At 60.0% G+C, this 25,531-nt stretch carries 29 protein-coding genes; 14 read left to right on the top strand and 15 right to left on the bottom strand.

The annotated features are described in order from the left end of the window. Positions 1-53 precede the first annotated feature (53 nt). The 4 genes from JWR98_RS29975 to JWR98_RS14735 form a co-directional block, all read right to left on the bottom strand. Positions 54-548: a DUF1176 domain-containing protein gene (locus JWR98_RS29975; RefSeq protein ID WP_341869716.1), complete on the bottom strand. Its 495-nt coding sequence runs from the start codon at positions 546-548 to the stop codon at positions 54-56. Beyond that, entirely contained in the window at positions 503-1,123 is a 621-nt protein-coding gene (locus JWR98_RS29970; RefSeq protein WP_341869715.1) for a DUF1176 domain-containing protein, read from the bottom strand. Before JWR98_RS29970 ends, JWR98_RS29975 begins: the two co-directional genes overlap by 46 nt. Positions 1,124-1,176: 53 nt before the next feature. Then, a complete protein-coding gene (locus tag JWR98_RS14740) occupies positions 1,177-2,316 on the bottom strand; it encodes a glycerate kinase (RefSeq protein WP_078733192.1) in 1,140 nt (379 codons plus the stop codon). Between the two features lie 91 nt (positions 2,317-2,407). Further along, positions 2,408-3,514 carry a sugar diacid recognition domain-containing protein gene (locus JWR98_RS14735; RefSeq protein WP_205490414.1) on the bottom strand — a complete coding sequence of 369 codons (1,107 nt, stop codon included), beginning with the start codon at positions 3,512-3,514 and terminating at the stop codon, positions 2,408-2,410. Positions 3,515-3,683: 169 nt separating this feature from the next. On the opposite strand from JWR98_RS14735, the gene JWR98_RS14730 reads away from it, so the two are divergent. Further along, positions 3,684-4,994, top strand: a complete 1,311-nt coding sequence (locus JWR98_RS14730) for an MFS transporter (RefSeq protein ID WP_205490412.1) — start codon at positions 3,684-3,686, stop codon at positions 4,992-4,994. Positions 4,995-5,044: 50 nt separating this feature from the next. On the opposite strand, the gene JWR98_RS14725 is transcribed toward JWR98_RS14730, so the two are convergent. Beyond that, positions 5,045-5,749 carry an SDR family oxidoreductase gene (locus JWR98_RS14725; RefSeq protein WP_078733189.1) on the bottom strand — a complete coding sequence of 235 codons (705 nt, stop codon included), beginning with the start codon at positions 5,747-5,749 and terminating at the stop codon, positions 5,045-5,047. A gap of 101 nt (positions 5,750-5,850) precedes the next feature. On the opposite strand from JWR98_RS14725, the gene JWR98_RS14720 reads away from it, so the two are divergent. The 3 genes from JWR98_RS14720 (at position 5,851) to rarD (ending at position 8,916) form a co-directional block, all read left to right on the top strand. After that, entirely contained in the window at positions 5,851-6,753 is a 903-nt protein-coding gene (locus tag JWR98_RS14720; protein ID WP_225908717.1) for a LysR family transcriptional regulator, read from the top strand. Between the two features lie 82 nt (positions 6,754-6,835). Continuing rightward, positions 6,836-7,846, top strand: a complete 1,011-nt coding sequence (locus JWR98_RS14715; RefSeq protein ID WP_003173845.1) for an aldo/keto reductase — start codon at positions 6,836-6,838, stop codon at positions 7,844-7,846. Positions 7,847-8,034: 188 nt separating this feature from the next. Further along, positions 8,035-8,916 (top strand): EamA family transporter RarD, encoded by an 882-nt coding sequence (gene rarD, locus JWR98_RS14710; protein ID WP_205490410.1) that lies wholly within the window; start codon positions 8,035-8,037, stop codon positions 8,914-8,916. A gap of 57 nt (positions 8,917-8,973) precedes the next feature. Here rarD and hppD read toward each other — a convergent pair whose 3' ends face one another. Together hppD and JWR98_RS14700 are read right to left on the bottom strand one after the other, a co-directional pair. Beyond that, a complete protein-coding gene (gene hppD / locus JWR98_RS14705; RefSeq protein WP_003173843.1) occupies positions 8,974-10,050 on the bottom strand; it encodes a 4-hydroxyphenylpyruvate dioxygenase in 1,077 nt (358 codons plus the stop codon). A 246-nt stretch (positions 10,051-10,296) separates the two neighbouring features. Beyond that, positions 10,297-11,217, bottom strand: a complete 921-nt coding sequence (locus JWR98_RS14700; protein WP_078733186.1) for a DMT family transporter — start codon at positions 11,215-11,217, stop codon at positions 10,297-10,299. 76 nt (positions 11,218-11,293) lie between these two features. On the opposite strand from JWR98_RS14700, the gene JWR98_RS14695 reads away from it, so the two are divergent. From JWR98_RS14695 to JWR98_RS14685, 3 genes are all read left to right on the top strand, one after another. Next, positions 11,294-12,205, top strand: coding sequence for a LysR family transcriptional regulator (locus tag JWR98_RS14695; RefSeq protein ID WP_205490408.1), 912 nt, complete (start codon positions 11,294-11,296; stop codon positions 12,203-12,205). A gap of 44 nt (positions 12,206-12,249) precedes the next feature. After that, a complete protein-coding gene (locus tag JWR98_RS14690; RefSeq protein WP_078733184.1) occupies positions 12,250-13,794 on the top strand; it encodes an EAL domain-containing protein in 1,545 nt (514 codons plus the stop codon). Between the two features lie 193 nt (positions 13,795-13,987). Beyond that, a complete protein-coding gene (locus JWR98_RS14685) occupies positions 13,988-14,353 on the top strand; it encodes a histone-like nucleoid-structuring protein, MvaT/MvaU family (protein ID WP_003173839.1) in 366 nt (121 codons plus the stop codon). A gap of 109 nt (positions 14,354-14,462) precedes the next feature. On the opposite strand, the gene JWR98_RS14680 is transcribed toward JWR98_RS14685, so the two are convergent. Next, positions 14,463-14,996 (bottom strand): DUF4946 domain-containing protein, encoded by a 534-nt coding sequence (locus JWR98_RS14680; protein WP_078733183.1) that lies wholly within the window; start codon positions 14,994-14,996, stop codon positions 14,463-14,465. A 199-nt stretch (positions 14,997-15,195) separates the two neighbouring features. Between JWR98_RS14680 and gloA the strand changes: the two genes are divergently transcribed. Then, the gene (gene gloA / locus JWR98_RS14675; RefSeq protein ID WP_078733182.1) at positions 15,196-15,717 is read left to right on the top strand and encodes a lactoylglutathione lyase; all 522 of its coding nucleotides are present in this window, start codon (positions 15,196-15,198) and stop codon (positions 15,715-15,717) included. Between the two features lie 50 nt (positions 15,718-15,767). Here gloA and ahpF read toward each other — a convergent pair whose 3' ends face one another. From ahpF to JWR98_RS14660, 3 genes are all read right to left on the bottom strand, one after another. Then, positions 15,768-17,333: an alkyl hydroperoxide reductase subunit F gene (ahpF, locus tag JWR98_RS14670; protein ID WP_078733181.1), complete on the bottom strand. Its 1,566-nt coding sequence runs from the start codon at positions 17,331-17,333 to the stop codon at positions 15,768-15,770. A 127-nt stretch (positions 17,334-17,460) separates the two neighbouring features. After that, positions 17,461-18,024, bottom strand: a complete 564-nt coding sequence (gene ahpC, locus JWR98_RS14665) for an alkyl hydroperoxide reductase subunit C (protein WP_003173835.1) — start codon at positions 18,022-18,024, stop codon at positions 17,461-17,463. Positions 18,025-18,157: 133 nt separating this feature from the next. Continuing rightward, positions 18,158-19,090, bottom strand: a complete 933-nt coding sequence (locus JWR98_RS14660; protein ID WP_078733180.1) for a site-specific integrase — start codon at positions 19,088-19,090, stop codon at positions 18,158-18,160. A 170-nt stretch (positions 19,091-19,260) separates the two neighbouring features. On the opposite strand from JWR98_RS14660, the gene JWR98_RS14655 reads away from it, so the two are divergent. Beyond that, positions 19,261-20,268, top strand: coding sequence for a DNA-binding protein (locus JWR98_RS14655; RefSeq protein WP_205490406.1), 1,008 nt, complete (start codon positions 19,261-19,263; stop codon positions 20,266-20,268). Here the strand turns inward: JWR98_RS14655 and gorA are convergent, their stop codons facing one another. Beyond that, complete coding sequence (gene gorA, locus JWR98_RS14650) at positions 20,269-21,627, bottom strand: glutathione-disulfide reductase (RefSeq protein WP_205490404.1); 1,359 nt, start codon at positions 21,625-21,627, stop codon at positions 20,269-20,271. It lies immediately after the preceding gene. Between the two features lie 106 nt (positions 21,628-21,733). After that, on the bottom strand, positions 21,734-22,573 hold the full coding sequence (gene galU / locus JWR98_RS14645; RefSeq protein WP_003173830.1) for a UTP--glucose-1-phosphate uridylyltransferase GalU: 840 nt from the start codon (positions 22,571-22,573) through the stop codon (positions 21,734-21,736). 312 nt (positions 22,574-22,885) lie between these two features. Between galU and JWR98_RS14640 the strand changes: the two genes are divergently transcribed. Then, entirely contained in the window at positions 22,886-23,071 is a 186-nt protein-coding gene (locus JWR98_RS14640; protein ID WP_003173828.1) for a hypothetical protein, read from the top strand. 143 nt (positions 23,072-23,214) lie between these two features. After that, complete coding sequence (locus JWR98_RS14635) at positions 23,215-23,496, top strand: hypothetical protein (RefSeq protein WP_078733177.1); 282 nt, start codon at positions 23,215-23,217, stop codon at positions 23,494-23,496. Between the two features lie 7 nt (positions 23,497-23,503). Here JWR98_RS14635 and JWR98_RS14630 read toward each other — a convergent pair whose 3' ends face one another. Together JWR98_RS14630 and JWR98_RS14625 are read right to left on the bottom strand one after the other, a co-directional pair. After that, positions 23,504-23,734, bottom strand: a complete 231-nt coding sequence (locus tag JWR98_RS14630; RefSeq protein WP_042944655.1) for a hypothetical protein — start codon at positions 23,732-23,734, stop codon at positions 23,504-23,506. A 22-nt stretch (positions 23,735-23,756) separates the two neighbouring features. Next, the gene (locus JWR98_RS14625) at positions 23,757-24,107 is read right to left on the bottom strand and encodes a hypothetical protein (protein ID WP_003173825.1); all 351 of its coding nucleotides are present in this window, start codon (positions 24,105-24,107) and stop codon (positions 23,757-23,759) included. Positions 24,108-24,321: 214 nt separating this feature from the next. On the opposite strand from JWR98_RS14625, the gene JWR98_RS14620 reads away from it, so the two are divergent. Genes JWR98_RS14620 through alkB form a run of 3 tightly spaced genes read left to right on the top strand, consistent with a single transcriptional unit; the run spans position 24,322 to position 25,486 of the window. After that, positions 24,322-24,624 (top strand): DUF1883 domain-containing protein, encoded by a 303-nt coding sequence (locus JWR98_RS14620; RefSeq protein ID WP_003173824.1) that lies wholly within the window; start codon positions 24,322-24,324, stop codon positions 24,622-24,624. Positions 24,625-24,649: 25 nt separating this feature from the next. After that, entirely contained in the window at positions 24,650-24,817 is a 168-nt protein-coding gene (locus JWR98_RS14615) for a hypothetical protein (protein WP_176156637.1), read from the top strand. A gap of 3 nt (positions 24,818-24,820) precedes the next feature. Continuing rightward, entirely contained in the window at positions 24,821-25,486 is a 666-nt protein-coding gene (gene alkB, locus JWR98_RS14610) for a DNA oxidative demethylase AlkB (protein WP_078733176.1), read from the top strand. Positions 25,487-25,531: the final 45 nt, after the last annotated feature.

The raw sequence follows: 25,531 nt of genomic DNA, 5'->3' as shown, positions 1-25,531 counted from the left end.
ATCCTTTGAATAACACATGGCCGGCCAGTGTAGGGGCCCTCGCCGCTTGATGGCTAGGGCGCGGGAGCGGTCGACCACAAAGACGGCCAATCCCCGTAGGCCACCCCGGTGCAACGCGGCATCCTCTTGAATTCGCTGAGCTGGAACGCCTTGCCGTCAAACACCCACGCACCGCCGCCGCCACAATCGCCGATCCCGCGTTGTTTGTAGAAATAGCTCAAGGTGCCCGTGGCCGGGTCATACCCGACCGAGCCTTGCAGCGCCGCGTCCTCCAGTGGCAAGGGCTCAAGTTGCAGGGTTGTTTCGGCATACGGCGCCTGGCGCTGGCGGCTGACCACGTCGTACTCACAGTTGTACGCCGCACAGTCATAACGCACCACGGTCATTGCCTGCTGCGCCGTCAGGGCGCCGGCGCTGGCCTCAGGCTCGCTCCCCGTGCCGTTAACTTCAGGCGTGATGGGGCGCAACGCAGCCGCTACCAGGCCGGCCTGTTCCTGCGCAGTCAACGCCGGTGCCAGCGGGAATTTATGCAGCGCCGGCGCCTGCAAACGCGCCGGTACGGCACTGGCCGCGCCTTTACCCGGCCGGCCAGGGCGGTGACGTTATCCACCCGCCCCTGCACCGCATCCATCAACAGCAGCGAAGCGCTCAGCCCGCTCAACGACACATGGGCGTCCTTGTCACCCGGCAGCTCCAGACGCTTGCCATCGCGCAAGGCCTGCAACCAACGGCGGACCGCGGCCTCCTCGATCACACCGTAGGACCGCACCTCGGGATCGCCACCCTCATCGTCCAATTCGACGTGCAGGTCCCGAATCAACTCCAGGCCCAGCGCCTGACCGTCCAATCGCAAGGTGGCCAGGTCCAGCGCTTCGCCACGATGGTCCAAGCGCAAGCGCAGGTAGCCCTCGGCCCCGGCCTGATGCCAGATGTGCAATGTGAGGGAACTGTAGTCCTCTTCGTCGACCCCACTGGGCGCGCTGAGGGCATGGCAATTGCGCAGGTTGTCGCAACCGATCACCCATTCCTTGATTTCCCGCAGCAGCGGTACGGTTTCGGGCTTGGCTTGAACGAGGGTGGCAGTGCCGCTCAGCAGCAGGGCCAGGAGTACGGGGCGCAGCATGGGGACTCTCCGTGTCGAAAAGGTGCGGATTGTCCCATGTTCTGACAGGTGCGTCAGCGCTTGGCCGCCACCCGCCACACCCGCGCAATATCCGCCGCCCGCTCACTTAGCAAGCGCGGCGCTTCAGCACAGGCCTGTTCCAGGCTGGTCGGCCCGGAAGGCAACGCGAATGCAGCGTCGACGCCATGGGCGTACATCTGCTCGTAACCATCGCCCAGGGTGCCTGCGATCACGATCACCGGCACGCCATGTTGCCGGGCGATGCGCGCCACACCGAAGGGCGTTTTGCCGCGCAGGGTCTGGGCGTCGAAGCGGCCTTCGCCGGTAATCACAAGGTCGGCGCCGCGCACGGCTTGATCAAGGCCGACCAACTCAGCCACGACCTCCACACCCGCACGGAACTGCGCCCCCAGGAAGGCTTTGGCGGCGAAGCCCAGGCCGCCCGCCGCGCCGCTGCCGGGTTCGTCGCGTACATCGCTGGGCAACACACGAGCGCAGTGGTCGGCGAAGTGGCCGAGGGCAGCGTCAAGTTGGTGGACCTGCTCAGGGGCGGCGCCTTTTTGCGGGCCGAAAATCGCCGATGCGCCCTGGGGACCGCACAGAGGGTTATTCACGTCGGCGGCGATTTCAAAGCGCACCTCGGCCAAGCGTGGATCGAGGTGTTCGAGGCTTAGACGAGCCAGGCGCGACAAGGCCAGACCGCCAGGGGCAAGCGCTCGCTCCTGGGCGTCGAACAATTGCACCCCCAACGCCAGCATCGCCCCGGCCCCGCCGTCGTTGGTGGCGCTGCCGCCAATCGCCAGGATGATGCGGCGGGCACCGGCATCCAGCGCCGCGCGGATCAGTTCGCCGGTGCCAAAGGTGCTGGTGGTGCAGGCATTGCGCTGACCGGGCGGTACCAGTTGCAGACCGCTGGCTTCAGCCATTTCGATGATGGCCGTGTGGCTGTGCGCCAGCCAGCCCCAGCGCGCATCAACCTTGGTCCCCAGCGGTCCGTGCACTGTTTGGCGGCGCAGTTCGCCGTGGCAAGCGGCGAGCACCGAATCGACCGTCCCTTCACCACCGTCCGCCATCGGACACTGGATCAACTGCGCATCCGGCCAGACCTGGGCCAACCCGTGGGCGATGGCCCGGGCGACGCCTTCGGCACTCAGGCTGTCCTTGAACGAGTCGGGGGCGATGATGATTTTCATGGGCTTTCTCCGGTTTTTATGACGCCCATGCTGCCAGCTGGCACCGGAATTGACGCCGGTCCGATGCACAAGTGCGGCTGAGGTTTGTTGTTCATTCCGACAAAGACTGGGGCAGCAACTGCACGCCGAGATACAACGCGAGCATGCCGTCCAGGGTCAGCGGATCGACGCCGCTGAGTTCGGCGATGCGTTCCATGCGGTAGCGCAGGCTGTTGCGGTGAATACCCAAGGCATCGGCGCAGGCCTGGCTTTGGCCGTCGTGCTCGCACCAACGGCGCAGGGTGGCCAGCAGTTGACCGTTGCTGTCCTTGGCCAACACTTTACGCAACGGGCCGAGCAGCTCATCGAGAGCATCGTCGTTGCGATGGCGCCAGAGCATCACCGGCAGGCGGTAACGGTTGAGCGTGAGCAGGCGTGAATGCGGCAGCACGTCGCGACCGTAGGCGAGCAGATCGCCGACACGGCGATAGCAGCGGCGCAGCCCGGCCAGCCCGTCGGCCGGGCCACCGACGGCCACGCGAAGGATGTTCCAGCCCTGGCCTTCGAGTTTTTCCAGCAGCCGGGGATTGTCCACCTGAACGGCCGCAGGTCGGCACCACAACAGCGAAAACTGCGCCGAACTCACGCACCAACTGTCCGGGTAACGCGCGGCCAGCCAGGCGCTCAATGCTTGCGCCGATTGGCCGGCGCCCAGTTCGAACAGGTATGGCGTGCGCGCCAGTTGCGGCTTGAGTCCCATCTGCCGGGCCTCATCGACCAGGCGCGGTGAATCGCCGGTTTCGGCCAGCAATAATGCCAGCAGGTCGTCACAACGCTGGCGTCGCCATTGCTGTTCGGCTTGTTGATGACGATGGCTGACCAGCATTTCGGCGGTCATGCGCACCAGTTCGGCGTACGTGCGCAACTGTTCCGGCTCGCCAGTGAGGCCAAGTACGCCAATCAGGCGCTGGTCGTGCATCAGCGGCAGGTTGATGCCCGGCTGCACCCCCTTGAGATGCCTGGCGGTGTGGCCGTCGATTTCCACCACGCGGCCATTGGCGAGCACCAGTTGCGCGCCTTCATGGCGGGTGTTGATCCGCTCGGCTTCACCGCTGCCCAGGATCAGCCCCTGACTGTCCATGACGTTGACGTTGTAGGGCAAAATCGCCATGGTCCGATCGACGATATCCTGCGCCAGGTCATGATCCAGCTCGAACATGGGGCCACTTCCTCAAAAAAAACTGAAAACAGGGTTGTTCATCGGCACAGCGCAAACCCGGCTTGCCTGTGCGCGAGCACAAAGACAGCCCAGCGTTGCGTGGCCGAGACTCATAGGGCGATCAACGTTACCCGCGCATCGCGAAAAATCATAATAAAGAGAGAGTCCCATGTCCCAGAGCGCCGCTGCCACACTGGCCACCGATGACGATAAAAACGCCATCTACAAGCGCATTACCCTGCGCCTGATCCCGTTCATTTTCATCTGCTATCTGTTCAACTACCTCGACCGGGTCAACGTTGGCTTTGCCAAGTTGCAGATGCTCGATGCACTGAAATTCAGCGAAACCGTGTACGGCCTGGGTGCCGGGATTTTCTTTATCGGCTACGTGCTGTGTGGCGTGCCAAGCAACCTGGCGCTGACCAGGTTCGGTCCACGGCGTTGGATTGCGTTGATGATGATTGTGTGGGGCACCCTGTCCACATGCCTGCTGTTCGCGACCACCCCGACGCATTTCTACGCCTTGCGCCTGCTGACCGGCGCCGCCGAGGCAGGCTTCTTCCCCGGTGTGGTGCTTTATCTGTCGCAGTGGTTCCCGACGTTCCGCCGTGGGCGGATCATGGCGCTGTTCATGTCGGCGATCCCGGTGTCGGGTTTGCTCGGCAGCCCGTTTTCCGGCTGGATCCTCAACCACTTCGCCGCAGGCCAAGGTGGCCTGGCGGGCTGGCAGTGGATGTTCCTGCTGCAAGGCATCCCGACCGTGATCCTCGGCGCCCTCGCCTACTTCCTGCTCAGTGACAGCTTCGCCAACGCCAAGTGGCTCACGCCCCACGAGCGCGCGGTGCTGGAAGCCGACCAGGCTACCGACCTGGCCAACAAACCCAAGACCACCACCGACTCTCTGGTTGAGGTGTTCAAGAACCCGGCCATCTGGGCCTTTGGCCTGATCTACTTCTGTATCCAGAGCGGTGTGTACGCGATCAATTTCTGGTTGCCGTCGATCATCAAGAACCTGGGCTTCAGCGATAACCTGGTGATCGGCTGGCTCAGTGCGATCCCTTACTTGTTGGCGGCGGTGTTCATGTTGCTGGTGGGGCGTTCCGCCGATTTGCGCAAGGAGCGTCGCTGGCACTTGGTGGTGCCGATGTTGATGGGAGCCGTCGGCCTGGTGATTGCGGTGAATTTCGCCACCACCCCGGCCCTGGCAATCCTCGGCCTGACTATCGCTACCATGGGCGCCCTCACCGGCCTGCCGATGTTCTGGCCCGTGCCCACCGCGATGCTCAGCGCAGGCGCGGCGGCCGGTGGCCTGGCGCTGATCAATTCCATGGGCCAGATGGCCGGCTTCCTCAGCCCGTATATCGTCGGCTTCGTCAAGGATGCCACCGGGTCCACGGATCTGGCGCTTTACCTGCTGGCAGCGGTGATTGTGGCCGGTAGTGTGCTGGCGTTGCGGATGACGCGGACCCTCAAGGCCTGACGTGGTGCGTGTGGGAGGGGCGCAGAACCCTCCCACATTTTGGTCCGTGCTTACAGCAGGCCGCCGCCGTCGATATCGATGACCGCGCCAGTCATATACCCATTCTCCATGGCCAGTACATACCCCGCTGCCACTTCCTCTGCCTGCCCGACCCGGCCAACCGGCAATGCACCACCGGCCTTGGCGAACATTGCCAGGCGCTGCTCCTCGGCCAACCCCGCATACGCCGGTGTATCGATCACCCCCGGGCTGATCACGTTGACGCGACGCGGCGCCAGCTCTTTGGCCAATTGCTTGCCCAGCGCCTCGGTCGCGGCATTGATGCCGACCTTGATGAACTGGCCTGGGACGAATTTACGCCCCAGTTGCCCGGAGGTCAGGCTGATGCTGCCGCGCTCATCCAGAAATGGCAGGGCCAGTTGGATCGCGCGCAATGCTCCCCAGAGTTTCACATTGAAATTTTCCTGGGCTTCCTCCAGGTCGGTCTCGCTCAAGTGTTTGGCACGTACCGAAGGGCCAGACGTATACACCAGATGGTCAAAGCGCCCGACCTTTTCGAACAGATGTTGCAGGGATAGCACGTCGGTGACATCCACCGGCTCGCTGCGCACGCCGTTGTCGGTACTGGACGACAAGCGCCGCCCGGCCAGCACCACCTGTGCGCCGCGCACCGCGGCCGCCTTGGCCACCGCCGCGCCAATACCGCTGCTGCCGCCGATCACGATGACGGTTTTACCGCTGAGGGAAGAAGTCATGGGGAAATGTCCTGGATGAGAAAGTGAGCGTTCATCTTCCCAGCTTGGTAATTGGCGAAAAATCCCGGTAAAACGACAAGATCTTTAAAGGATTTTTACAAATGAGCTCGATCCTCGACCTTGAAGTCTTTGTGCGCACCGCCGACACCGGCAGTCTGTCGGCTGCCGCGCGCGGCCTTGGGTTGACGCCGGCGGCGGCGAGCATCGCCCTCAAGCGCCTGGAAACCCGATTGGATATTCGCCTGCTGGCGCGCTCCACCCGCAGCATGCGCCTGACCGAAGAAGGCAAGCGCTACCTCGACAGCGTGCGTGTGGCGCTGGCGGCCCTGTCCGAAGGTGAGCAGGCGCTCAAGCAGCAAGGCCAGGGCTTGACCGGCTTGCTGCAACTGGCCGCGCCCTCGGACTTCGGGCGCAATGTGGTGCTTGGCTGGCTGGATGAATTCAAGCAGGAACACCCGAATATCCGGCTGCAATTGTTGCTTAACGACAGCAATGCCGACCTGTTCCGCGACACCGTCGACATCGCCCTGCGCTTCGGCGTACCCCGGATTCGAGCCTGGTGGCTCTGCCGGTGGTGCCGGGCCACCAGCGCATTGCCTGTGCCAGCCCCGACTACCTCTTTCGCCATGGCACCCCCACCACGCCGGGCGCAGCTGGCACAGCACAATACGCTGCGCTACATGCGCCAGGGTCGCGCCAACAGTACGTGGTTCTTTCGCCAGGGCAGCGACCTGCAAGAGGTCGAAGTGACGGGCGACTACTTGAGCGATGACGGTGAAATCGTACGGCGTTGGGCCCTGGCCGGCCACGGCATTGCGTATAAGGCCCACCTGGATATCGCCCGGGATCTCAAGGCCGGCCGCCTGGTGCAACTGTTGCCTGACTGGCAAGGCGAACCTACCCCGTTCAACCTGATGTGCCCGCACCGCCTGCAAGTATCGGAGCGGGTGAAAATGCTGCACCGATTTCTACAAGTGCGCTGCCAGGCATTGCTCAACCCATGAAGAAATGCCCCAAGGGCTTGTTGCAGAGCCTCTGAGTCTGGTATTGCATCGAGTCACGTTTCCCAGAATTGAGGAGCTTTGCATGATTTACCGCACATTGGGCCAGTCCGGCTTGAAGGTCAGCGCCTTGACCCTGGGCAGCATGATGTTTGGCGAACAGACCAACACCGAGGACTCGCTGCGCATCATCGACAAGGCCTGGGACCAGGGCATCAATTTTATCGATACGGCGGACGTGTATACCGGCGGCCGCTCCGAAGAACTGGTCGGCGAAGCCATTGCCCGCCAGCGCCAGGATTGGGTGGTGGCGTCCAAGGTCGGTTTCGGCCCGCCGGACGGGTTGCCCAACCGCAGCGGCCTGAGCCGCAAGCGGATCTTCAATGCGCTGGAAGCCAGCCTGACCCGTCTCGACACCGACTACCTGGACATCTACTACCTGCACCGCGAAGACCACGCCACGCCACTGGAAGTGACTGTATCGGCGATTGGCGACCTGATTCGCCAGGGCAAGATCCGCTACTGGGGCCTGTCCAACTATCGCGGCTGGCGCATTGCTGAAGTGATTCGCGTGGCCGAGCGCCTGGGCGTGGACAGACCGGTGATCAGCCAGCCGCTGTACAACATCGTCAACCGCCAGGCCGAGGTGGAACAAATCACCGCCGCGGCGGCCTATGGCTTGGGCGTGGTGCCCTATAGCCCGCTGGCCAGGGGCGTGCTGAGCGGCAAATATGCGCCGGATGTCACCCCCGAGCCTGGCAGCCGCGCCGCACGCCAGGACAAACGCATCCTGGAAACCGAATGGCGCGTGGAGTCGCTGCGCATCGCCCAGCAGATCCAGCAATACACCCAGGGCCGCGGCGTAGGCATCGTGGAGTTTGCGATAGCCTGGGTGCTGAACAACGCAGCAGTGAGTTCGGCGATTGTCGGGCCGCGCACCGAAGCGCAGTGGGATGCCTACACCGGTGCGCTGGATGTGAAGATCACGGCAGAGGATGAAGCGTTTATCGATTCGTTGGTCACGCCGGGGCATTCGTCCACGCCGGGGTTCAATGATGTGAGCCACTTTGTTTCGGGCCGCGCGGTGCGCGCGTAAGCAGCCTCTCGGGCGGATCTGGAAGCCTGTGGGGGTCGACAGCTCCCACATTCCAGCTGCGTAAACCGACCATTTTGAGTCATTTTCCGTCTTCCGCCCCAAAACGGCGCACCCTCTGCCGTTAAAAGCACCATAATCCGCTTCTCGATTCTCTTTGTTTATTTCAAATCGGCTTTCGCGAGGACAGCGTGTCTAAAGGTGTTGTGTTATCGGTATCGGCCTCGGTGTTGTTTGCCGTCATGTATTACTTCACGTCGCTTCTCACGCCGTTGAGCGGCCTGGAGATTTTCGGCTGGCGCATGCTGCTGACCGTGCCTTGCATGACGGTGTTCATGATCGTCAGCGGCGAATGGCGGCGAGTGCGCGACTTGCTGCGCGTGCTGGCGGCCAAGCCTCGATGGATTGCCGGTGTGATGCTGTCGTCGACGCTGCTTGGCCTGCAATTGTGGCTGTTCATGTGGGCGCCGCTGAACGGGCGCAGCCTGGATGTGTCGGTGGGTTACTTCCTGCTGCCGCTGACCATGGTGCTGACCGGTCGCCTGGTGTGGGGCGAACAGCTTTCCTACCTGCAAAAAATCGCGGTATTTTTTGCTGGCCTCGGCGTGCTTAACGAGCTGTACCAGGCCGGCGGATTTTCCTGGGCGACGCTGGTGGTGATCATTGGTTACCCGCTGTATTTCATCCTGCGCAAATACCTCAAGACCGACCACTTGGGCGGTCTGTGGCTGGATATGGCGCTGATGCTGCCGGTGGCCTGGTGGTTTGTGCAAAGCGGTGAACAAGGTTTTGCAGTGATGGATGCGCACCCCAAGCTGTATGCGTTGATCCCCTTGCTGGGCCTGATCAGTGCCTCGGCCTTGGTGAGCTATATCATCGCCAGCCGTTTGCTGGCGTTCAGCCTGTTCGGGCTGCTCAGTTACGTCGAACCGGTGTTGCTGCTGGTCGTTGCCCTGCTGCTGGGTGAAGGGGTCAAACCGGGGCAATGGCTGACCTACATTCCGATCTGGATCGCCGTGATGGTGCTGGTGTTCGAAGGGTTCAAGCACTTGCTGCGCCAGCAGCGAGCCTGATGCCCAGACAATAAAAAGCCCGGCCGGGGTTGTCCTCGGCCGGGCTTTTTTTCAGCCTTAGTCGGTGGTCAGCACACCACGACGTACCTGGTCCCGCTCGATGGACTCGAACAACGCCTTGAAGTTGCCCTCGCCAAAGCCATCATCGCCTTTGCGCTGGATGAACTCGAAGAATACCGGGCCCATCAGGGTTTCCGAGAATATCTGCAGCAGCAGGCGCTTGTCGCCTTCGATGGACGAACCGTCCAACAGGATGCCGCGCGCCTGCAGCTGATCCACCGGCTCGCCGTGGTTCGGCAGGCGACCTTCGAGCATTTCGTAGTAGGTGTCCGGCGGCGCGGTCATGAAGCGCATGCCGATCTTCTTCAGCGCATCCCAGGTCTTGATCAGGTCGTCGGTGAGGAAGGCCACGTGCTGGATGCCTTCACCGTTGAACTGCATCAGGAACTCTTCGATCTGCCCTGCGCCCTTGGACGATTCCTCGTTGAGCGGGATACGGATCATGCCGTCCGGCGCGCTCATGGCCTTGGAGGTCAGGCCGGTGTATTCGCCCTTGATATCGAAGTAGCGCGCTTCCCGGAAGTTGAACAGCTTCTCGTAGAAGTTGGCCCAATAAACCATGCGCCCGCGATACACGTTGTGAGTCAGGTGATCGATCACCTTGAGGCCCGCGCCTTGCGGGTTACGATCCACACCGTCGAGGAAGACGAAGTCTATGTCATAGATCGAGCTGCCTTCGCCGAAACGGTCGATCAGGTACAGCGGCGCGCCGCCGATGCCTTTGATCGCCGGCAGGTTCAATTCCATCGGGCCGGTTTCGATATGGATCGGTTGCGCGCCCAGTTCCAGCGCACGGTTGTAGGCTTGCTGCGAGTCCTTGACGCGAAACGCCATGCCGCACACCGATGGGCCATGCTCGGCCGCAAAATAGGAGGCGATGCTGTTGGGCTCGTTGTTGAGGATCAGGTTGATCTCGCCCTGGCGGTACAGGTGCACGTTCTTGGAACGGTGGGTCGCAACCTTGCTGAACCCCATGATCTCGAAGATCGGTTCCAGGGTGCCCGGGGTCGGCGATGCGAACTCGATGAATTCAAAGCCCATCAAGCCCATTGGATTTTCGTATTGGTCGGTCATGGCCGGTCCCTCATCATTCTTGTGGATAGCAATTGATTATTTGCAAGCAAGGATGAGAGGTAAGGGAGGCGCGCAGGACAAGCCTCGCACGCTGCGGGCGAGGAAGTCACCAAAGATGAGGGGGGAGCCGTGTCGCTTCATGGTGTCATCAGTCTCTGACGGCTTAGGCTTGCGTGAGCGCAAGTCCATATTCTTGTATGCGTAAATCGATTCTACACAGCGTAACCATGTTTGTCCGTACTCTTATCAAATCCCCATTGCCCTGGCCCGTGCAAGGGGTTTGTTACAGAGGAAAATCCCCAGCAGAATGATCGCGCCGCCGAGCAACATCGGCGCGGTCAACTGTTCGCCCAGCAGCAAGGCGCCGCAGATCACCGCCGTCAGTGGGTTAAGGGCGATAAACACGCCGGAGCGCGTCGCGCCGATACGACGGATCCCGTCGTAGTAGCCGATATAGGCCAATGCCGAGCCCAGCACCCCGAGGTACAACAGGCTCAGTACTTGCGGCAGGCCGATGCCGGCAAGCGCTTGCAGCGTGACGCTACCGGTGAGCGTCGTAGCGGCCGTCAACATCAGGGTGCCCAGCAACACCGACCAGGTCACGGTCTGCAATGGGCCCAGGCTTGCGTTCAACCCTCGCGAACACAACGAATAAATACCCCACGCCAGCACGCAGCCAACAATCAACAGATCGCCCAGCCAGCTGCCTGGGGTGGCCAGCAATTGCGGGTTGCGACTGATGATCACCGTGGCGGCGCCTGCCAGGCACAACGCGATCCCGAACACCTTGGCGCGGCTCAGGCGTTCCTTGAACAGCCACCAGGAGGCCAGGCCAATCACCGCCGGGTTCAGCGCCACGATCAACGAGGCCCGTGACGCGTTGATGTACTGCAACCCGTAGAAGAAGCACAGGTTGTAGAAAAAAATCCCGAAAAAGCCCAGCACCATCAGTTGCAACAGCTGGGGCACGCTCGGACGTACCAGACGGATACGGGCCACCGTCATGAACAGCAACAGCGCCAGGCTGGCCAGGATAAACCGCAGGCTGGCGGCCAGCAGCGGGCTGATCTGATCGGCCAGGTAGCGCCCGGCGACAAAGGTGCCGCCCCAGATCATGGTGACGGCGGCGAGTTTGCAGTAAGTCAGGCGATCTGAAGTGACAAGCATGGGATTTGCTCAAGGAACAGGAGAATGGGCGTATTCTTCAGCTAATACCTTATCATCGTAAAATGAGTCTTTACTCATGACCCTGACGCAACTGGAAATCTTCTCCCTGGTGGCAGAGCTGCAAGGCTTCACCAGCGCGGCGCACCGATTGGGTGTCAGCCAATCGGCGGTGTCGCATGCCATCAAGGCCCTGGAACAGGAGCTGGGGGTGGAGTTGTTCCGACGCCATCAGAGCCTGGTGGTACCGAGTGACATCGGCCAGCAACTGCTCGGCCGCGCCCGCGCCATGCTGGGCCTGGCCAATACACTGCAACAGGAGGCCGCCGATGCCCGAGGCATGAAACGCGGCACGTTGCGGATCGGCTCGTTTGGGCCAACCGCGTCCATTCGCCTGCTGCCGGGCATACTCGAGCGCTTTCGCGCTGCGCATCCGGGTATTGAAGTGCATGTGGACGAAGGACCGGACCGGCAGGTGCTGGAGTGGCTGGATGAGCGCCGCATCGATGTGGGCTTCGTGGTACTGGAACAGGACCGTTTCGACACCTTCGCCTTGTTCGAAGACCAGATGGTCGCGCTGTTGCCTGCTGATCATCCTTTGGCCGCGCGCGACACCCTGACACTGCAGGACCTGTGTGACGACCCGTTCATTTTGACCCAGGCCGGTTCGTCGGAACTGGTATCGCGATTGTTCGGCGCCGCCCAATTGCGGCCCAAGGTCCGCTACCGCTGCGCCCAATTGCTGAGCACCCTGGACGCGGTCAGCCGTGGAGACGGGGTGAGCATCGTCGCCGAGGCATCGCTGCCGCTGCTGCCCGATACGCGCTATGTGCGGCGGCCGCTGTCACCGCGCGAACCTCGGCAGATAGGCCTGGCGGTACTGGATCGTCGTCAGTCTTCACCGGCGACCCTGGCGTTCATCGAGATTGCACAGCGCCTTGCCGAAACGAGCATATTTGCGCCGGCCCATCTATCATCCAAACATTCCTGACCGGTCTGCCGGTAGAGCTCCCTTCGCCACAGGTCGCTGCCTTCATGCCGCTCACCGTCAAAGGTCCTCGCAAGCCCTTCGCCCGCTACGCGATCAGCGCCCTGTGCGGGGCGCTGCCGATCTTTCTGGGCGTGGCCATCCTGTATTGGCAAGCCGAACGCACACTGCACCAAAGTACCGCCCGCACCGCAGTGGAAGCCGTGCGCCAGTTCGACCTGATGCTCGACAACACCGCCCTCGCCGCACAGGCCCTGCTGCCGCTGGCCGGGCAGCCTTGCGACAATGCTGCTCAATTGGCATTGCGCGAGCAGGTCACGCGGCGCCCCTTCGTGCGCGCAACCACCTTGTCATGGCAGAAAAACATCTATTGCAGCTCATTGTTCGGCAGCGATTACGAGTCGTCGGTCAATCCGCGAGACTACGTCGACGGCACGCTTTGGTTGATGAACGGCAATCCTGTGACACCCGATACCGCCCTGCTGGTGTATCGATTGGTCGACGGCGATAAGGCCGCGTTTGCCTCGATTGACGGCTACCACCTGACCAACGCCCTGCGCCTGATCAGTCGCTACGCGGGCCTGACCCTTCAGGTCGGGCCTCATTGGCTCGGCCCTGACGGTAAAGTACAGGACGTGCCGGCACCCGCGTTTGCCGTGGCCGCTCAGCATTTGGCCTCCACGCATTATTCTTACAGCGTCGACGTCGGCATGCCCGCCGGTGAAGTGTGGCGATTCATGCGCGACCGCTACCCTGCCCTGTTCAGCCTGCTGCTGTTCTTTGGTGTATTGGCGGGCATGTTCGCGCATTGGCTGCAAAAACGCGTTTCTGCGCCGAGCCATGAACTGCAACGCGCACTCGGCGCCCACGAGTTCATCCCGTACTTCCAACCGGTGGTGCGCGGTGACACACGCGAATGGGCCGGCTGCGAAGTGCTGATGCGCTGGCAGCATCCCAAGGAAGGCTTGGTGCGACCGGACCTGTTCATTCCGCTCGCCGAGGATTGCGGCCTGATCGTACCGATGACCCGCGCCCTGTTGCGCCAGACCGCCGCGCAACTGGCGCCGCAGGCGTCGCGCTTGCGCCCGGGGTTTCATATCGGTGTGAATATCACCGCCCGCCACTGCCAGGACCTGGCCCTGGTGGCGGATTGCCAAGCGTTTCTCGCGGCTTTCCCGCCAGGCCGGGTGACGTTGGTGCTGGAACTGACCGAGCGCGAGCTGATCGAGCCCACCGACATCACCCGACGCCTGTTCGATGCCCTGCATCAACTGGGCGTGATGATTGCCATTGATGACTTCGGCACCGGCCACTCCAGCCTGGGTTATTTGCGCCACTTCAATGTCGATTACTTGAAGATCGACCAGAGTTTTGTCGCGATGATCGGTGCCGATGCACTGTCCAGCCATATTCTGGACAGCATCATAGAACTGTCCGGCAAGCTCGACCTGGGTATCGTGGCCGAAGGCGTGGAAACAGTGCAGCAATGTGAATACCTGGCGGCCAAAGGCGTGGACTTCCTGCAGGGATATCTGTTTGGACGGCCATTACCCGCTGACGAGTTCATTAAATCGCTGGTCGACGTTGAATAGCCACGCACTAGCGATATTGAAATAATGTTAGTGAGACGAAAGACGTGATTTACTCTTAGCCAATTAACTACTACAATTTTCCTGCCTGTGCGGCACTCGCAGGAAGGCTTCTTTGTTGAGTCGCCTTAAAGCTCTTGATTCACAGCTTTGTCTGCAGTTGATATCAGCCAAATACACGATTGGAGTAACTATTTTGTCCAGACTTGCCGAATTTCGCGCAGCAGAAAAAGCCCTTCAAGAGCAGCTTGCCCAGCTGGAATCTCTGAAGAACGATGCTGGCCTGAAGAAAGAAATCGAGTTCGAAGAAAAGCTTCAAGCCCTGATGAAGAGCTATGGCAAAGGCCTGCGCGACATCATTTCCATCCTCGATCCAAACCCGGGCAAGGCCAGCGCAGCCGCTGCGACCGCACCCAAGCAGCGCCGTGCACGCGTGGTCAAGGTCTACCACAACCCGCATACCGGCGAGCTGATCGAAACCAAAGGCGGTAACCACCGCGGCCTCAAGGCCTGGAAAGAACAGTACGGCGCCGCCACTGTAGATTCGTGGCTTCGCGGCTGATCGCCGGCACTAACAAAGAGCCCCGCTTACGCGGGGCTTTTTTATTCAAGGGTTCGAAAGCGAACTTAAATAACATTTCATCTGTTCAAAATCGATCAGGCTGACGCACTTAAAGTTTCAGACTGTCGCGCACCGAACTGACTTCCCCCTTGCTCGAATCGTAGGCTTGGGCTTGTCCCGCGTAAGAAAAAACATAGGCCTTTTGGCTATCAACCGCCGCCACTAATGTTTGTGACAATACGTGACGACCGTTCTCGGTAATCACACAGGTAGTTTCCAGCGCCTCAAGACGGCTCAATGTTGCACTGTGCATTTTGGTGCACACGCTTTGATAACCGCCTTGGGCGAAATCTTTCTGGATGGATTTACGCATCTCCAACAACACACCTTGAAGATTAACTTTATGCCCTGCTTCGATCGGCGTACCGGTTAACTCCATGACCATCACCGTGTTGCCGTTATCGTCTTGCTTGACGGCACGCTGGCGGGACACCGGTCGAGGGTTCGTCGAGGGTTCGCCGTCGGGCACACTCTCCACTTGCCAGCCCTCAGGCCATTGAATCTCGGGGCCCTCCGCCTGCACGAACTGGCTGGCCAACAGCAAAAACACAGCACTCAACAGCGGTTTACGAAGTTCGATCATTGCCAGAAATACCAGAAGTCCGAGGCGCAAAGTGTGAGCCCCACCAGCCGCCTGTCGCAAGAGCTGCGTGGCCTTTTTCATTTGGCGCCGCAGGCGGGCCTTGCGTATCATGACTGCGCTGCACGGATGCCAGCCGCAAGCCAAGGGAACGCTCCTCTCACCTGGAGCCGCGTTTGCCCCATTTTTTTCTGGAGGGCCCATGAGCCTGCACGAACTGAACACTTTCCCGGGCGTCACCGCCCAACCTGACACCGCCACCACGAACTTCGTGTTCAACCACACCATGCTGCGGGTCAAGGACATCACTCAGTCTCTGGACTTCTACACCCGCGTCCTGGGTTTCTCGCTGGTTGAAAAACGCGACTTCCCGGAAGCCGAATTCAGCCTCTATTTCCTCGCCCTGGTCGACAAGGCGCAGATCCCGGCCGACGCCGCCGCCCGCACCCAATGGATGAAATCGATCCCGGGCATCCTGGAGCTGACGCACAACCACGGCACCGAAAACGACCCCGACTTTGCCTACCACAACGGCAACACCGACCCACGTGGCTTTGGCCATATCTGCATCTCGGTGCCGGACATCGTTTCCGCGTGCGAACGTTTCGAAGCGCTGGGCTGCGACTTCCAGAAGCGCCTGAACGATGGCCGCATGAAAAGCCTGGCGTTCATCAAGGACCCGGATGGGTACTGGGTTGAGATTATTCAGCCGGCGCCGCTGTAACGAAAAAACCCCATGATCGCTCATGGGGTTTTTCGTATTCAGGCCCTGCTTTACGCTGGCGCAGATGTACGGATCAGGTGATCGAACGCGCTCAGGGAAGCCTTGGCGCCCTCGCCCACTGCAATCACGATCTGCTTGTACGGCACGGTCGTCACGTCACCGGCCGCGAACACGCCGGGCAGTGATGTCTCGCCACGTGCATCGACAATGATCTCGCCACGTGGCGTCAGCTCCACCGTGCCTTTGAGCCAATCGGTATTGGGCAGCAAACCGATCTGCACGAAGATGCCTTCCAGGTCGATGGTCTTGAATTCACCACTGTCGCGATCCTTGTACGCAAGGCCAGTGACTTTCTGACCATCACCTTTGACTTCACTGGTCAGTGCGCTGGTGATCACGTCAACGTTCGGCAGGCTGTGCAGCTTGCGTTGCAACACCGCATCGGCGCGCAGCTTGTTGTCGAACTCAAGCAGGGTCACGTGGCTGACGATGCCGGCGAGGTCGATGGCCGCTTCCACGCCGGAGTTACCGCCGCCGATCACCGCTACGCGCTTGCCTTTGAACAACGGGCCGTCGCAGTGTGGGCAGAAACACACGCCCTTGGCCTTGTACTCCTGCTCACCCGGCACGCCCATTTCACGCCAGCGGGCGCCGGTGGCCAGGATTACGGTCTTGGACTTGAGCGTCGCACCGCTTTCGAAGCGAATCTCGTGCAAGTCGCCAGCACTTTTCGCCGGGATCAAGGCACTCGCACGCTGCAGGTTCATGATGTCCACGTCGTACTGACGCACATGAGCTTCCAGGGCGCTGGCCAACTTCGGCCCTTCGGTTTCCTGTACCGAGATAAAGTTCTCGATAGACATGGTGTCCAGCACCTGGCCGCCAAAACGCTCGGCGGCAACGCCGGTGCGGATGCCTTTACGCGCAGCGTAGATAGCGGCCGAAGAACCGGCTGGGCCGCCGCCGACAACCAGTACATCAAAAGCCTCTTTGGCGCTGATTTTTTCAGCAGCCTTTTCAATGCCGCTGGTGTCGAGCTTGGCGAGGATTTCTTCCAGGCCCATGCGGCCCTGGCCGAAGTTCACGCCGTTGAGGTACACACTCGGAACCGCCATGACCTTGCGCTCATCGACTTCAGCCTGGAACAGCGCGCCGTCGATGGCGACATGGCGGATATTCGGGTTGAGCACGGCCATCAGATTCAGCGCCTGGACCACGTCCGGGCAATTCTGGCACGACAGCGAGAAGTACGTCTCGAAGCTGAACTCGCCTTTGAGGGCGCGGATCTGTTCAATCACTTCGACACTGGCCTTCGACGGGTGGCCACCGACTTGCAGCAGGGCCAGCACCAGCGAAGTGAATTCATGGCCCATGGGGATGCCGGCGAAACGCAGGCTGATATCGGCACCCGGGCGGTTGATAGAGAACGATGGCTTGCGCGCATCATTGCCATCGGTTTTCAGGGTAATCAGCGTGGTGAGGCTGACTACGTCTTGCAAAAGGGCGAGCATTTCCTGGGATTTCGCGCCGTCATCAAGGGAGGCGACGATCTCGATCGGCTGGGTGACCCGTTCCAGGTATGACTTCAACTGAGCTTTAAGATTGGCGTCCAACATACGGGCGATTTCCTGTTAATTCGATTTATTGCAGACAAAAAAACGCCCGAGCGAATCTCGCCCGGGCGTTTCAGGGGCGGGTGCAGCTTACTTAAGTGCGGAATACCGCCCTTGAGACTTCACAGACTTAGATCTTGCCGACCAGGTCCAGGGATGGAGCCAGAGTGGCCTCGCCTTCTTTCCACTTGGCTGGGCAGACTTCGCCTGGGTGGGCAGCCACGTACTGAGCGGCTTTGATTTTGCGCAGCAGCTCGGAAGCGTCACGGCCAACACCACCGTCGTTCAGTTCAACGATCTTGATCTGACCTTCAGGGTTGATCACGAAAGTACCGCGGTCTGCCAGGCCAGCTTCTTCGATCAGTACGTCGAAGTTGCGCGAGATGGTCAGGGTCGGGTCGCCGATCATGGTGTACTGGATTTTGCCGATGGCTGGCGAAGTGTTGTGCCAGGCAGCGTGGGCAAAGTGGGTGTCGGTGGAAACGCTGTAGATTTCGACGCCCAGTTTCTGGAATTCGGCGTAGTTGTCAGCCAGGTCTTCCAGCTCGGTTGGGCAGACGAAGGTGAAGTCGGCTGGGTAGAAGAAGACTACGGACCATTTGCCTTTCAGGTCAGCGTCGGTCACATCTACGAAGTTGCCGTTTTTGTAGGCGGTGGCTTTGAACGGTTTAACTTGGCTGTTGATGATAGGCATCGTTGACTCTCCGTCAGGGGTTAAGAAGTTGATGAAGTGAATCCTACCCACTCTCTTGACTGATGGCTCATTGGCAAAGCTGATGCTGACGATTGGTTTTCCCTATCAGGTGGCTGTATTAATAGAAGAAAACTCAAAGCAGCGGTTGTGTGGCCAGGGTCATGCCGAGAAAAGGTGTCGCTTCAACATAGCGCATGGCGGATTTCATGTCGCTCCAGCCGACGTAACTCATCAACGACTTCAAGTCCCAGCCACTGCGATGGGCCCAGGTGGCAAAACCTCGGCGCAGGGAGTGGCTGGTGTACTGCTCGGCGGCGATGCCCGCGCGCTCAAGCGCCTGGCGCAATAACGGGATCACACTGTTGGGATGCAGGCCCTCCTCGCCCAGGTTGCCCCAGCGATCAATGCCCCGAAACACCGGACCACGCACCAATGCAGACGCACTGAGCCACTCGGTGTAGGCCTGTACCGGGCACAGCCGCAGCAGCGCCGGGGTGTGATAAGTCTTGCCGAGGTTGTCGCGGTCGCTTTTGCTGCGCGGCAGGTACAGCCTGATCCCGGCGCCTGGCGTGGCCTGCACATGCTCGATACTCAACCGACACAGCTCATCGCTGCGAAAGCCGCGCCAGAAGCCCAGCAGGACCAACGCGGTGTCGCGTTTGGCCCGCAGCAGCCGGGGCTGATCCTGCGCCTCGCCGGCATTGCGCGCTTCAACCTCAAGGAATGCCACCACTTGCTCCAAGTGTTTGAGCTGCAACGGCTCGGCTTGCTTTTCCTGCGCCGGGTGCACGGCCCGAATCCCTTTGAGCACTTTGCGCACCACGGGGGTTTTCGTCGGGTCGGGAAAACCCTGACTGGTGTGCCATTGCGCTAACGCCGAGAGCCGCAGTTTCAAGGTGTTGACCGCCAATACACCCGCGTGCGCCACCAGATAGCGCGCGACGCTGTCGCTGGTGGCCGGCAGGAAACCACCCCAACTCACTTCAAAGTGCTCAATGGCAGCGCGGTAGCTACGCCGCGTGTTATCGCGGGTGGCGGCGTTGAGATAACGATCCAGATCGCTCATGGGAGGCCTATTCGTACTGCGGGCGGACGTAGCGGCATCAAAACCGACTATGACACGGGATAATACGCCAATATCCCATCTGTTAATGGATGAATTTAAACGAACTTTTGTTCGTGTTACAGTATGTATCTACATACTACGTACCATAGTATTAAATCGACGGAGACTCCATGGCGCGCGGCGGCATAAACAAAGCAGTGGTTCAGACGGCACGCCTGGCGATCCTCGCCCGCGGCGAAAATCCCAGTATCGATGCCGTACGCATCGAGATGGGCAATACCGGCTCGAAAACCACGATTCACCGTTATCTGAAGGAGCTGGACGACAGCGAGACCCGGCTGACCATCACCGAAGCCCCTATCGACGACGAGCTGGGCGAACTGGTAGCGCGACTGGCCCAACGCCTGAAAGAAAAAGCCCAGGAGCCCATCGACCTGGCGCTGGCGCAATTCGAGCAACAAAAAGCCGCCCTGCTCGCCCAACTGCAGACGCTCGAAGCAGCCCACAGCCAGCTCAAGCAGCAATTCGATATCCAGGCGGCCGCGCTGGCAGACGAAAGCGCCGCCCTGCAAACCGCCTGCACCAGCCTGCAAACCGAGCAAACCCGCAACGCCGGACTCAGTCAGGCGTGCAGCGATTACGAATTAAGGATCAGTGACAAGGACGAACAGATTCGTTCGCTGGAAGACAAGCACCTGCACGCCCGCGAAGCGCTCGAGCACTATCGCAACGCAATCCAGGAGCAGCGCGAGCAGGAACAACGGCGCCACGAAGGCCAGTTGCAGCAGGTACAGGCAGAACTGCGCCAGGCCCAGCAAAGCGCGATGGTGCGTCAGGATGAGATCACCCAGCTGCATCGCGACAATGAACGCTTGCTGATCGAGCACCGGGTAGCGGCCAAAGAGTTGGCGGCGCTGCGGGATCAGGTGCGCAAGGACCAGGCCCAGCAATCCAAGCTGAGCGAACAAATGAGCCAGATCGACAGCGAGCGCACCCTGCTGCAGGAGCGCCTGCGGGTGGCAGCATTGCAAAGCGAGTCATGCCAACAAGCGCTGAGCGAGCTTCAGCAGGTCAACAAGACGCTGGAACTGGACCTTGTCAAAGCCCACGCCAGTATCGAGGCATTGCGCCTGGCGACCGTCGTTGCAAAGGCGCCAGAGGCAACACCCGACACCTGATCAGTGCGCCACAGGCGTGCGCATGGTGACGAACTCTTCCGCCGCCGTCGGATGCACGCCGATGGTCTCATCGAAATGCCGCTTGGTCGCGCCCGCCTTGAGCGCGATTGCCAGGCCCTGGACGATCTCACCGGCGTCCGGGCCAACCATATGGCAGCCCAACACCTTGTCGGTGTCGGCATCGACCACCAGTTTCATCAAGGTCTTTTCCTGGCAGTCCGTGAGCGTCAGTTTCATCGGCCGGAAGCGGCTTTCGAAGACCTGCACGTTATGCCCATTCTTCTTCGCGTCCTCCTCCGTCAGGCCCACCGTACCGATATTCGGCAGGCTGAACACGGCCGTCGGGATCATCGCGTAATCCACCGGGCGATACTGCTCGGGCTTGAACAAACGACGCGCCACGGCCATGCCTTCGGCGAGCGCCACCGGTGTCAGCTGCACGCGACCGATTACATCGCCAATCGCCAGGATGGATGCCTCAGCGGTTTCGTACTGCTCATTGACTTGAATAAACCCACGCTCATCGAGTTTGACCCCGGTGTTTTCCAGGCCGAGGTTATCCAGCATCGGACGGCGGCCGGTGGCATAGAACACACAATCGGTTTCCAACACACGACCATCCTTGAGGGTGGCCTTGAGGCTACCGTCGGCCTGCTTGTCGATGCGCTCGATGTCGGCATTGAATTGCAGGTCCAGGCCGCGTTTGGTCAGCTCTTCCTGCAGGTGCTTGCGCACCGCACCGTCAAAGCCACGCAAGAACAGGTCACCGCGATACAGCAGCGAAGTCTTGGCGCCCAGGCCATGGAAAATACCGGCGAATTCGACCGCGATATAACCGCCGCCGACCACCAGCACGCGCTTAGGCAACTCTTTAAGGAAGAACGCTTCGTTGGAGCCGATGGCGTGTTCGCGCCCTGGAATCTCCGGAATCTGCGGCCAGCCGCCAGTGGCGACCAGAATATGCCTGGCGGTGAAGCGCTCGCCATTGATTTCCACCTGATGCGCATCCACCAGGCGTGCATGCCCTTCATGCAGCGTTACGCCGCTGTTGACCAGCAGGTTGCGGTAGATGCCATTGAGACGATTGATCTCACGATCTTTGTTGGTGATCAGGGTTGCCCAATCAAAATTCGCCTCGCCCAGGGACCAGCCGAAACCACTGGCCTGCTCGAAGTCTTCGGCAAAATGCGCGCCGTACACGAGCAACTTCTTGGGCACACAGCCCACGTTCACGCAGGTACCGCCCAGGTAGCGGCTTTCCGCCACGGCCACCCTGGCACCAAAGCCGGCGGCAAAGCGCGCCGCACGAACACCGCCGGAACCGGCGCCAATTACATACAGGTCAAAATCGTAGGCCATTTCACTCTCCTCGGCAGGCCATCAGCATACCGACTTACATGGGGCTGAAAAACGAAAAAGCCACCCGGAGGTGGCTTTCTCTTACAAGCGTGCGGGCAAGCGTGAATCAGTAAGCCTTGCCGGTCTTGTAGAAGTGCTCGTAGCAGAAGTTGGTGGCTTCGATGTAGCCTTCGGCGCCGCCACAGTCGAAACGCTGGCCCTTGAACTTGTAGGCAATCACGCAACCGTCTTTGGCTTGCTTCAACAGAGCGTCAGTGATCTGGATCTCGCCGCCTTTGCCTGGCTCGGTTTCTTCAATCAGCTTGAAGATGTCCGGAGTCAGGATGTAACGACCGATAATCGCCAGGTTCGACGGAGCATCTTCCGGTGCAGGTTTTTCAACCATGTCACGCACACGGATCAGGCCATCACCAATGTCGTCACCGGCGATAACCCCGTACTTGTTGGTTTCGGTCGGGTTCACTTCCATGACCGCGACGATGGTGCAACGGTATTTCTGATACAGCTTGACCATCTGGGTCAGTACGCCGTCGCCTTCCAGGTTGACGCACAGGTCATCCGCCAGTACCACGGCGAACGGCTCGTCGCCGATCAGCGGGCGACCGGTGAGGATCGCGTGACCAAGGCCTTTCATTTGGGTCTGACGGGTGTAGGAGAACGAGCACTCGTCCAACAGCTTACGGATACCAACCAGGTATTTTTCCTTGTCGGTGCCCTTGATCTGGTTTTCCAGCTCGTAGCTGATGTCGAAGTGGTCTTCCAGCGCGCGCTTACCGCGGCCGGTGACGATGGAGATTTCGTTCAGACCGGCATCCAGTGCCTCTTCCACGCCGTACTGAATCAGTGGCTTGTTCACCACCGGCAGCATTTCTTTGGGCATGGCCTTGGTCGCTGGCAAGAAGCGAGTGCCGTAACCGGCTGCTGGGAACAAGCATTTCTTGATCATATGGGTCCTTACAAAGGGCTGTGCGTACGAAATTCGGCGCAGTCTAATCAGGCCGCAGCCACCTTACAATGGGAGCTGCTGGCGTTGCGATGTCATCATAGAGAAAAAATGTCAGCGTAAGTTCCGCTTATCTTACAAAGAGGTTCTCCACTGGCACGGCAAAATCTGCCGGCCGCTCATCATTTCAACGGGCTGCGGTCTTTTTAGCATGCTTTTCAGGCAGGAACACTGACTTGGAATAACTTACGCGGCCCTGCGACATTTGGCGCTATCATTGCACCCTTGAACCAGACCAGACGAGATTGTTAATAGATGTCAGAACCAAAAGGCGTGAACGGCTACCTGATCACCCAGCGAGCCGACGGCTGGCACCTGATCAACTTCCACGGAGACAGCGTCGCTGGCGTTTTCGAAACAGAAAGCATGGCGATCGCGGTAGCCGAAGTGTTCGTGGATGAAGCGGGCCACGCGTCGAGCAAACGACCGAAGGGCAAGTAAGTCTTCAGTCTCTACGCAAAAAGCCCCGATTGACGGGGCTTTTTTGTGTTTGTCTGTACCTAGATGGCAGTTAGCTATAATCTGCCGAAAATGCGCCACGACCGTGTCAGCACCCCTCCCACCCCCCTCGACGACGAACACACATGAACAAACTTCTGGCACTGACTGCGGTACTGGCACTCGCCGGCTGCACCACCACGTCCGACGTCTACCTGAAAAACGGTGAACAAGGCTTGACCATCGATTGCTCGGGTGAAGCCAACTCCTGGGCGAGCTGCTACGAAAAAGCCGATGCCTCCTGCGCCGGTACCGGTTACCGCATTGTCGGCACCGAGGGCACACCGTCACTCAAGGAGAGCGACAAGACCCTGGGCCAGGACGTAGGCAACTACAAGACCCGCAGTGTGGTCGTGGTCTGCAAGTAACCTCAGGCTACAGGTGGATCTCGGCGAACTTGATCCCCAGCTCCCGAAGGATTTCGGTCAGTTCATCCAGGCTTGCGAAGGACTCCACCTCATCCTGATCGTCCACCAGGAAAAAACTGCGCCCGCCGCTCTTTTTGAAAAATACGATCCACTCGCCCAGGTCGGCAGGGTTCTGGATCACATGGGTCGCCGAGAGTTGCCCCTCGGCATTGTGGGTTCTGACGTGCTCACGCTTCATATCTGATTTTTCCACCCTGGCATCAGCCGGAAATGCAGGCTTCACCGGCGCTCTTCACGTCACCTGGACGGATCGGCACATTGGACATGCTTTCATAGAGCTTGATGCTGCTGCCGCTGGAGCGTTCTTCGATTTCAAAAATCGCCGAAGGATCGGCGGAGAATTTCTGCGGCACGATCACGCGCACCCCTTCTTTATGCGGTTCGATTTGCGGCGGACGGCGGGTCGTAGACAATTTCTGTACCACACATGCGGCGTATTCCTGGGGCTTTTTCCCGGAAATGACGGCCAGCGTCGGCGGGGTCTGCTTGATATCTGCCACCGAAGCACAGCCACCTATCGCCAAGGCCAGAACCAACACACTCCACTTCATACAAAAACCTCCGATAAAGACGCTACGACAGCGGGGATGGTAATTTTCTCCCGCCCACGTAGGATTTATCCCTGATAACTCGGTAAATAACTGTTTTAAATTGTCGACGCCGTTGAAGACGAGCCGATAATAAACGCGCTAGGGCTGATAAACTCTATCTTAACCTACGTATCGTTCTGATTTTTCAGAAAAAGCCCTTCTGGAGACACCCCTCATGAAATTCATCCACCAGCGCGAGCACCTCAACGAGGGAGATATTGTCGTTATCGAATGCTCGCAGACTTGTAACATCCGTCTGATGAGCGATGCGAATTTCCGCAGTTTCAAAAATGGCGGCCGCCACACCTACCACGGCGGCGCATTCGACAAATTCCCCGCTAAAATCACCGCACCGAGCACCGGGTTCTGGAACATCACCCTGGACGTGGTCACGCGTCGGGCGATCAGCGTCACCCGCAAGCCCGCGTTATCCCACAAGATTCGTATTGTTCGTCGTACCAGCACCAAGCTGAGCTGATCAGAACGCACCACAGGAAATAGCCGTGACTCCTACTACCAAATACGTCATCAAGTACAAGCTCAACGGCGAACGCCGCTTTGAGTTCGCACAACTGACGAGCAATAGCGTGGAAGAAGCCAAGCAAGCCTTGGCGAAAATCCATGATGCCAGCGATGAAATCACTGACATCAACGTGAGCAAGGCGCTGTAAGCCATGCCCGGCCCTACTGCCGACCTGTTCGCCGACGACGCCCTGCAACAACCCGCCGGGCGCGAGCAAATTGGCGAACAGTCCTACGTGCTAAAGGGCTACGCCCTGCCCTGGATTGAAAGGCTTCTGCCCGAACTACGCCGCGTACTGGCACAATCCCCGTTTCGGCATATGGTCACCCCGGGCGGGTTTACCATGTCCGCGGCGTTGAGCAGTTGTGGCGAACTGGGCTGGACTACCGATGCCCGCGGCTACCGCTACAGCCCGCTGGACCCGCATAGCCAGCAACCCTGGCCGGCTCTGCCCGACGCGGTGCGAGAACTGGCGGTGCTGGCGGCAGCCGAGGCCGGGTTCAGCGACTTTGCCCCGGATGCCTGCCTGATCAACCGCTATGTACCCGGCGCAAAAATGTCTCTGCACCAAGACAAGAACGAACGTGACTACCGCGCGCCCGTGGTGTCGGTGTCTCTGGGGCTGCCGGCGATATTTCTGTTTGGCGGCCACGAGCGCAGCGAAAAGCCGAAAAAGATCTCGTTGTTTCATGGCGACGTCGTGATCTGGGGCGGGGTTGATCGCCTGCGCTTTCACGGCGTGATGCCCATCAAGGACGGCGTGCACCCCATCATGGGCGCGCAACGCATCAACCTCACCCTGCGCACCGCCGGCTGATTTGAGCGCAAGCTTCGGGGTGTCAGGTAGTCACGGCACGGCTAA

It is taken from the genome of Pseudomonas lactucae (assembly GCF_016937615.1).
GTDB lineage: Bacteria > Pseudomonadota > Gammaproteobacteria > Pseudomonadales > Pseudomonadaceae > Aquipseudomonas > Aquipseudomonas lactucae.
Note: the sequence above shows the minus strand (reverse complement) of the source record. Positions and strands in the feature narration are given on the sequence as shown.

Bases quoted from the DNA above. Each gene is read 5' to 3' on its own strand.
- gloA (WP_078733182.1), top strand. From the start codon at position 15,196: ATGAGCCTGCACGAACTGAACACTTTCCCGGGCGTCACCGCCCAACCT.
- JWR98_RS14715 (WP_003173845.1), top strand. From the start codon at position 6,836: ATGATTTACCGCACATTGGGCCAGTCCGGCTTGAAGGTCAGCGCCTTG.
- JWR98_RS14620 (WP_003173824.1), top strand. From the start codon at position 24,322: ATGAAATTCATCCACCAGCGCGAGCACCTCAACGAGGGAGATATTGTC.
- JWR98_RS14660 (WP_078733180.1), bottom strand. From the start codon at position 19,090: ATGAGCGATCTGGATCGTTATCTCAACGCCGCCACCCGCGATAACACG.
- JWR98_RS14635 (WP_078733177.1), top strand. From the start codon at position 23,215: ATGAACAAACTTCTGGCACTGACTGCGGTACTGGCACTCGCCGGCTGC.
- ahpC (WP_003173835.1), bottom strand. From the start codon at position 18,024: ATGCCTATCATCAACAGCCAAGTTAAACCGTTCAAAGCCACCGCCTAC.
- hppD (WP_003173843.1), bottom strand. From the start codon at position 10,050: ATGACCGACCAATACGAAAATCCAATGGGCTTGATGGGCTTTGAATTC.
- ahpF (WP_078733181.1), bottom strand. From the start codon at position 17,333: ATGTTGGACGCCAATCTTAAAGCTCAGTTGAAGTCATACCTGGAACGG.
- JWR98_RS14625 (WP_003173825.1), bottom strand. From the start codon at position 24,107: ATGAAGTGGAGTGTGTTGGTTCTGGCCTTGGCGATAGGTGGCTGTGCT.
- JWR98_RS14720 (WP_225908717.1), top strand. From the start codon at position 5,851: ATGAGCTCGATCCTCGACCTTGAAGTCTTTGTGCGCACCGCCGACACC.
- JWR98_RS14730 (WP_205490412.1), top strand. From the start codon at position 3,684: ATGTCCCAGAGCGCCGCTGCCACACTGGCCACCGATGACGATAAAAAC.
- JWR98_RS14680 (WP_078733183.1), bottom strand. From the start codon at position 14,996: ATGATCGAACTTCGTAAACCGCTGTTGAGTGCTGTGTTTTTGCTGTTG.
- JWR98_RS14630 (WP_042944655.1), bottom strand. From the start codon at position 23,734: ATGAAGCGTGAGCACGTCAGAACCCACAATGCCGAGGGGCAACTCTCG.
- JWR98_RS29970 (WP_341869715.1), bottom strand. From the start codon at position 1,123: ATGCTGCGCCCCGTACTCCTGGCCCTGCTGCTGAGCGGCACTGCCACC.
- JWR98_RS14640 (WP_003173828.1), top strand. From the start codon at position 22,886: ATGTCAGAACCAAAAGGCGTGAACGGCTACCTGATCACCCAGCGAGCC.
- JWR98_RS14695 (WP_205490408.1), top strand. From the start codon at position 11,294: ATGACCCTGACGCAACTGGAAATCTTCTCCCTGGTGGCAGAGCTGCAA.
- JWR98_RS14725 (WP_078733189.1), bottom strand. From the start codon at position 5,749: ATGACTTCTTCCCTCAGCGGTAAAACCGTCATCGTGATCGGCGGCAGC.
- JWR98_RS14690 (WP_078733184.1), top strand. From the start codon at position 12,250: ATGCCGCTCACCGTCAAAGGTCCTCGCAAGCCCTTCGCCCGCTACGCG.
- alkB (WP_078733176.1), top strand. From the start codon at position 24,821: ATGCCCGGCCCTACTGCCGACCTGTTCGCCGACGACGCCCTGCAACAA.
- JWR98_RS14655 (WP_205490406.1), top strand. From the start codon at position 19,261: ATGGCGCGCGGCGGCATAAACAAAGCAGTGGTTCAGACGGCACGCCTG.
- JWR98_RS14735 (WP_205490414.1), bottom strand. From the start codon at position 3,514: ATGTTCGAGCTGGATCATGACCTGGCGCAGGATATCGTCGATCGGACC.
- galU (WP_003173830.1), bottom strand. From the start codon at position 22,573: ATGATCAAGAAATGCTTGTTCCCAGCAGCCGGTTACGGCACTCGCTTC.
- gorA (WP_205490404.1), bottom strand. From the start codon at position 21,627: ATGGCCTACGATTTTGACCTGTATGTAATTGGCGCCGGTTCCGGCGGT.
- JWR98_RS14740 (WP_078733192.1), bottom strand. From the start codon at position 2,316: ATGAAAATCATCATCGCCCCCGACTCGTTCAAGGACAGCCTGAGTGCC.
- JWR98_RS14700 (WP_078733186.1), bottom strand. From the start codon at position 11,217: ATGCTTGTCACTTCAGATCGCCTGACTTACTGCAAACTCGCCGCCGTC.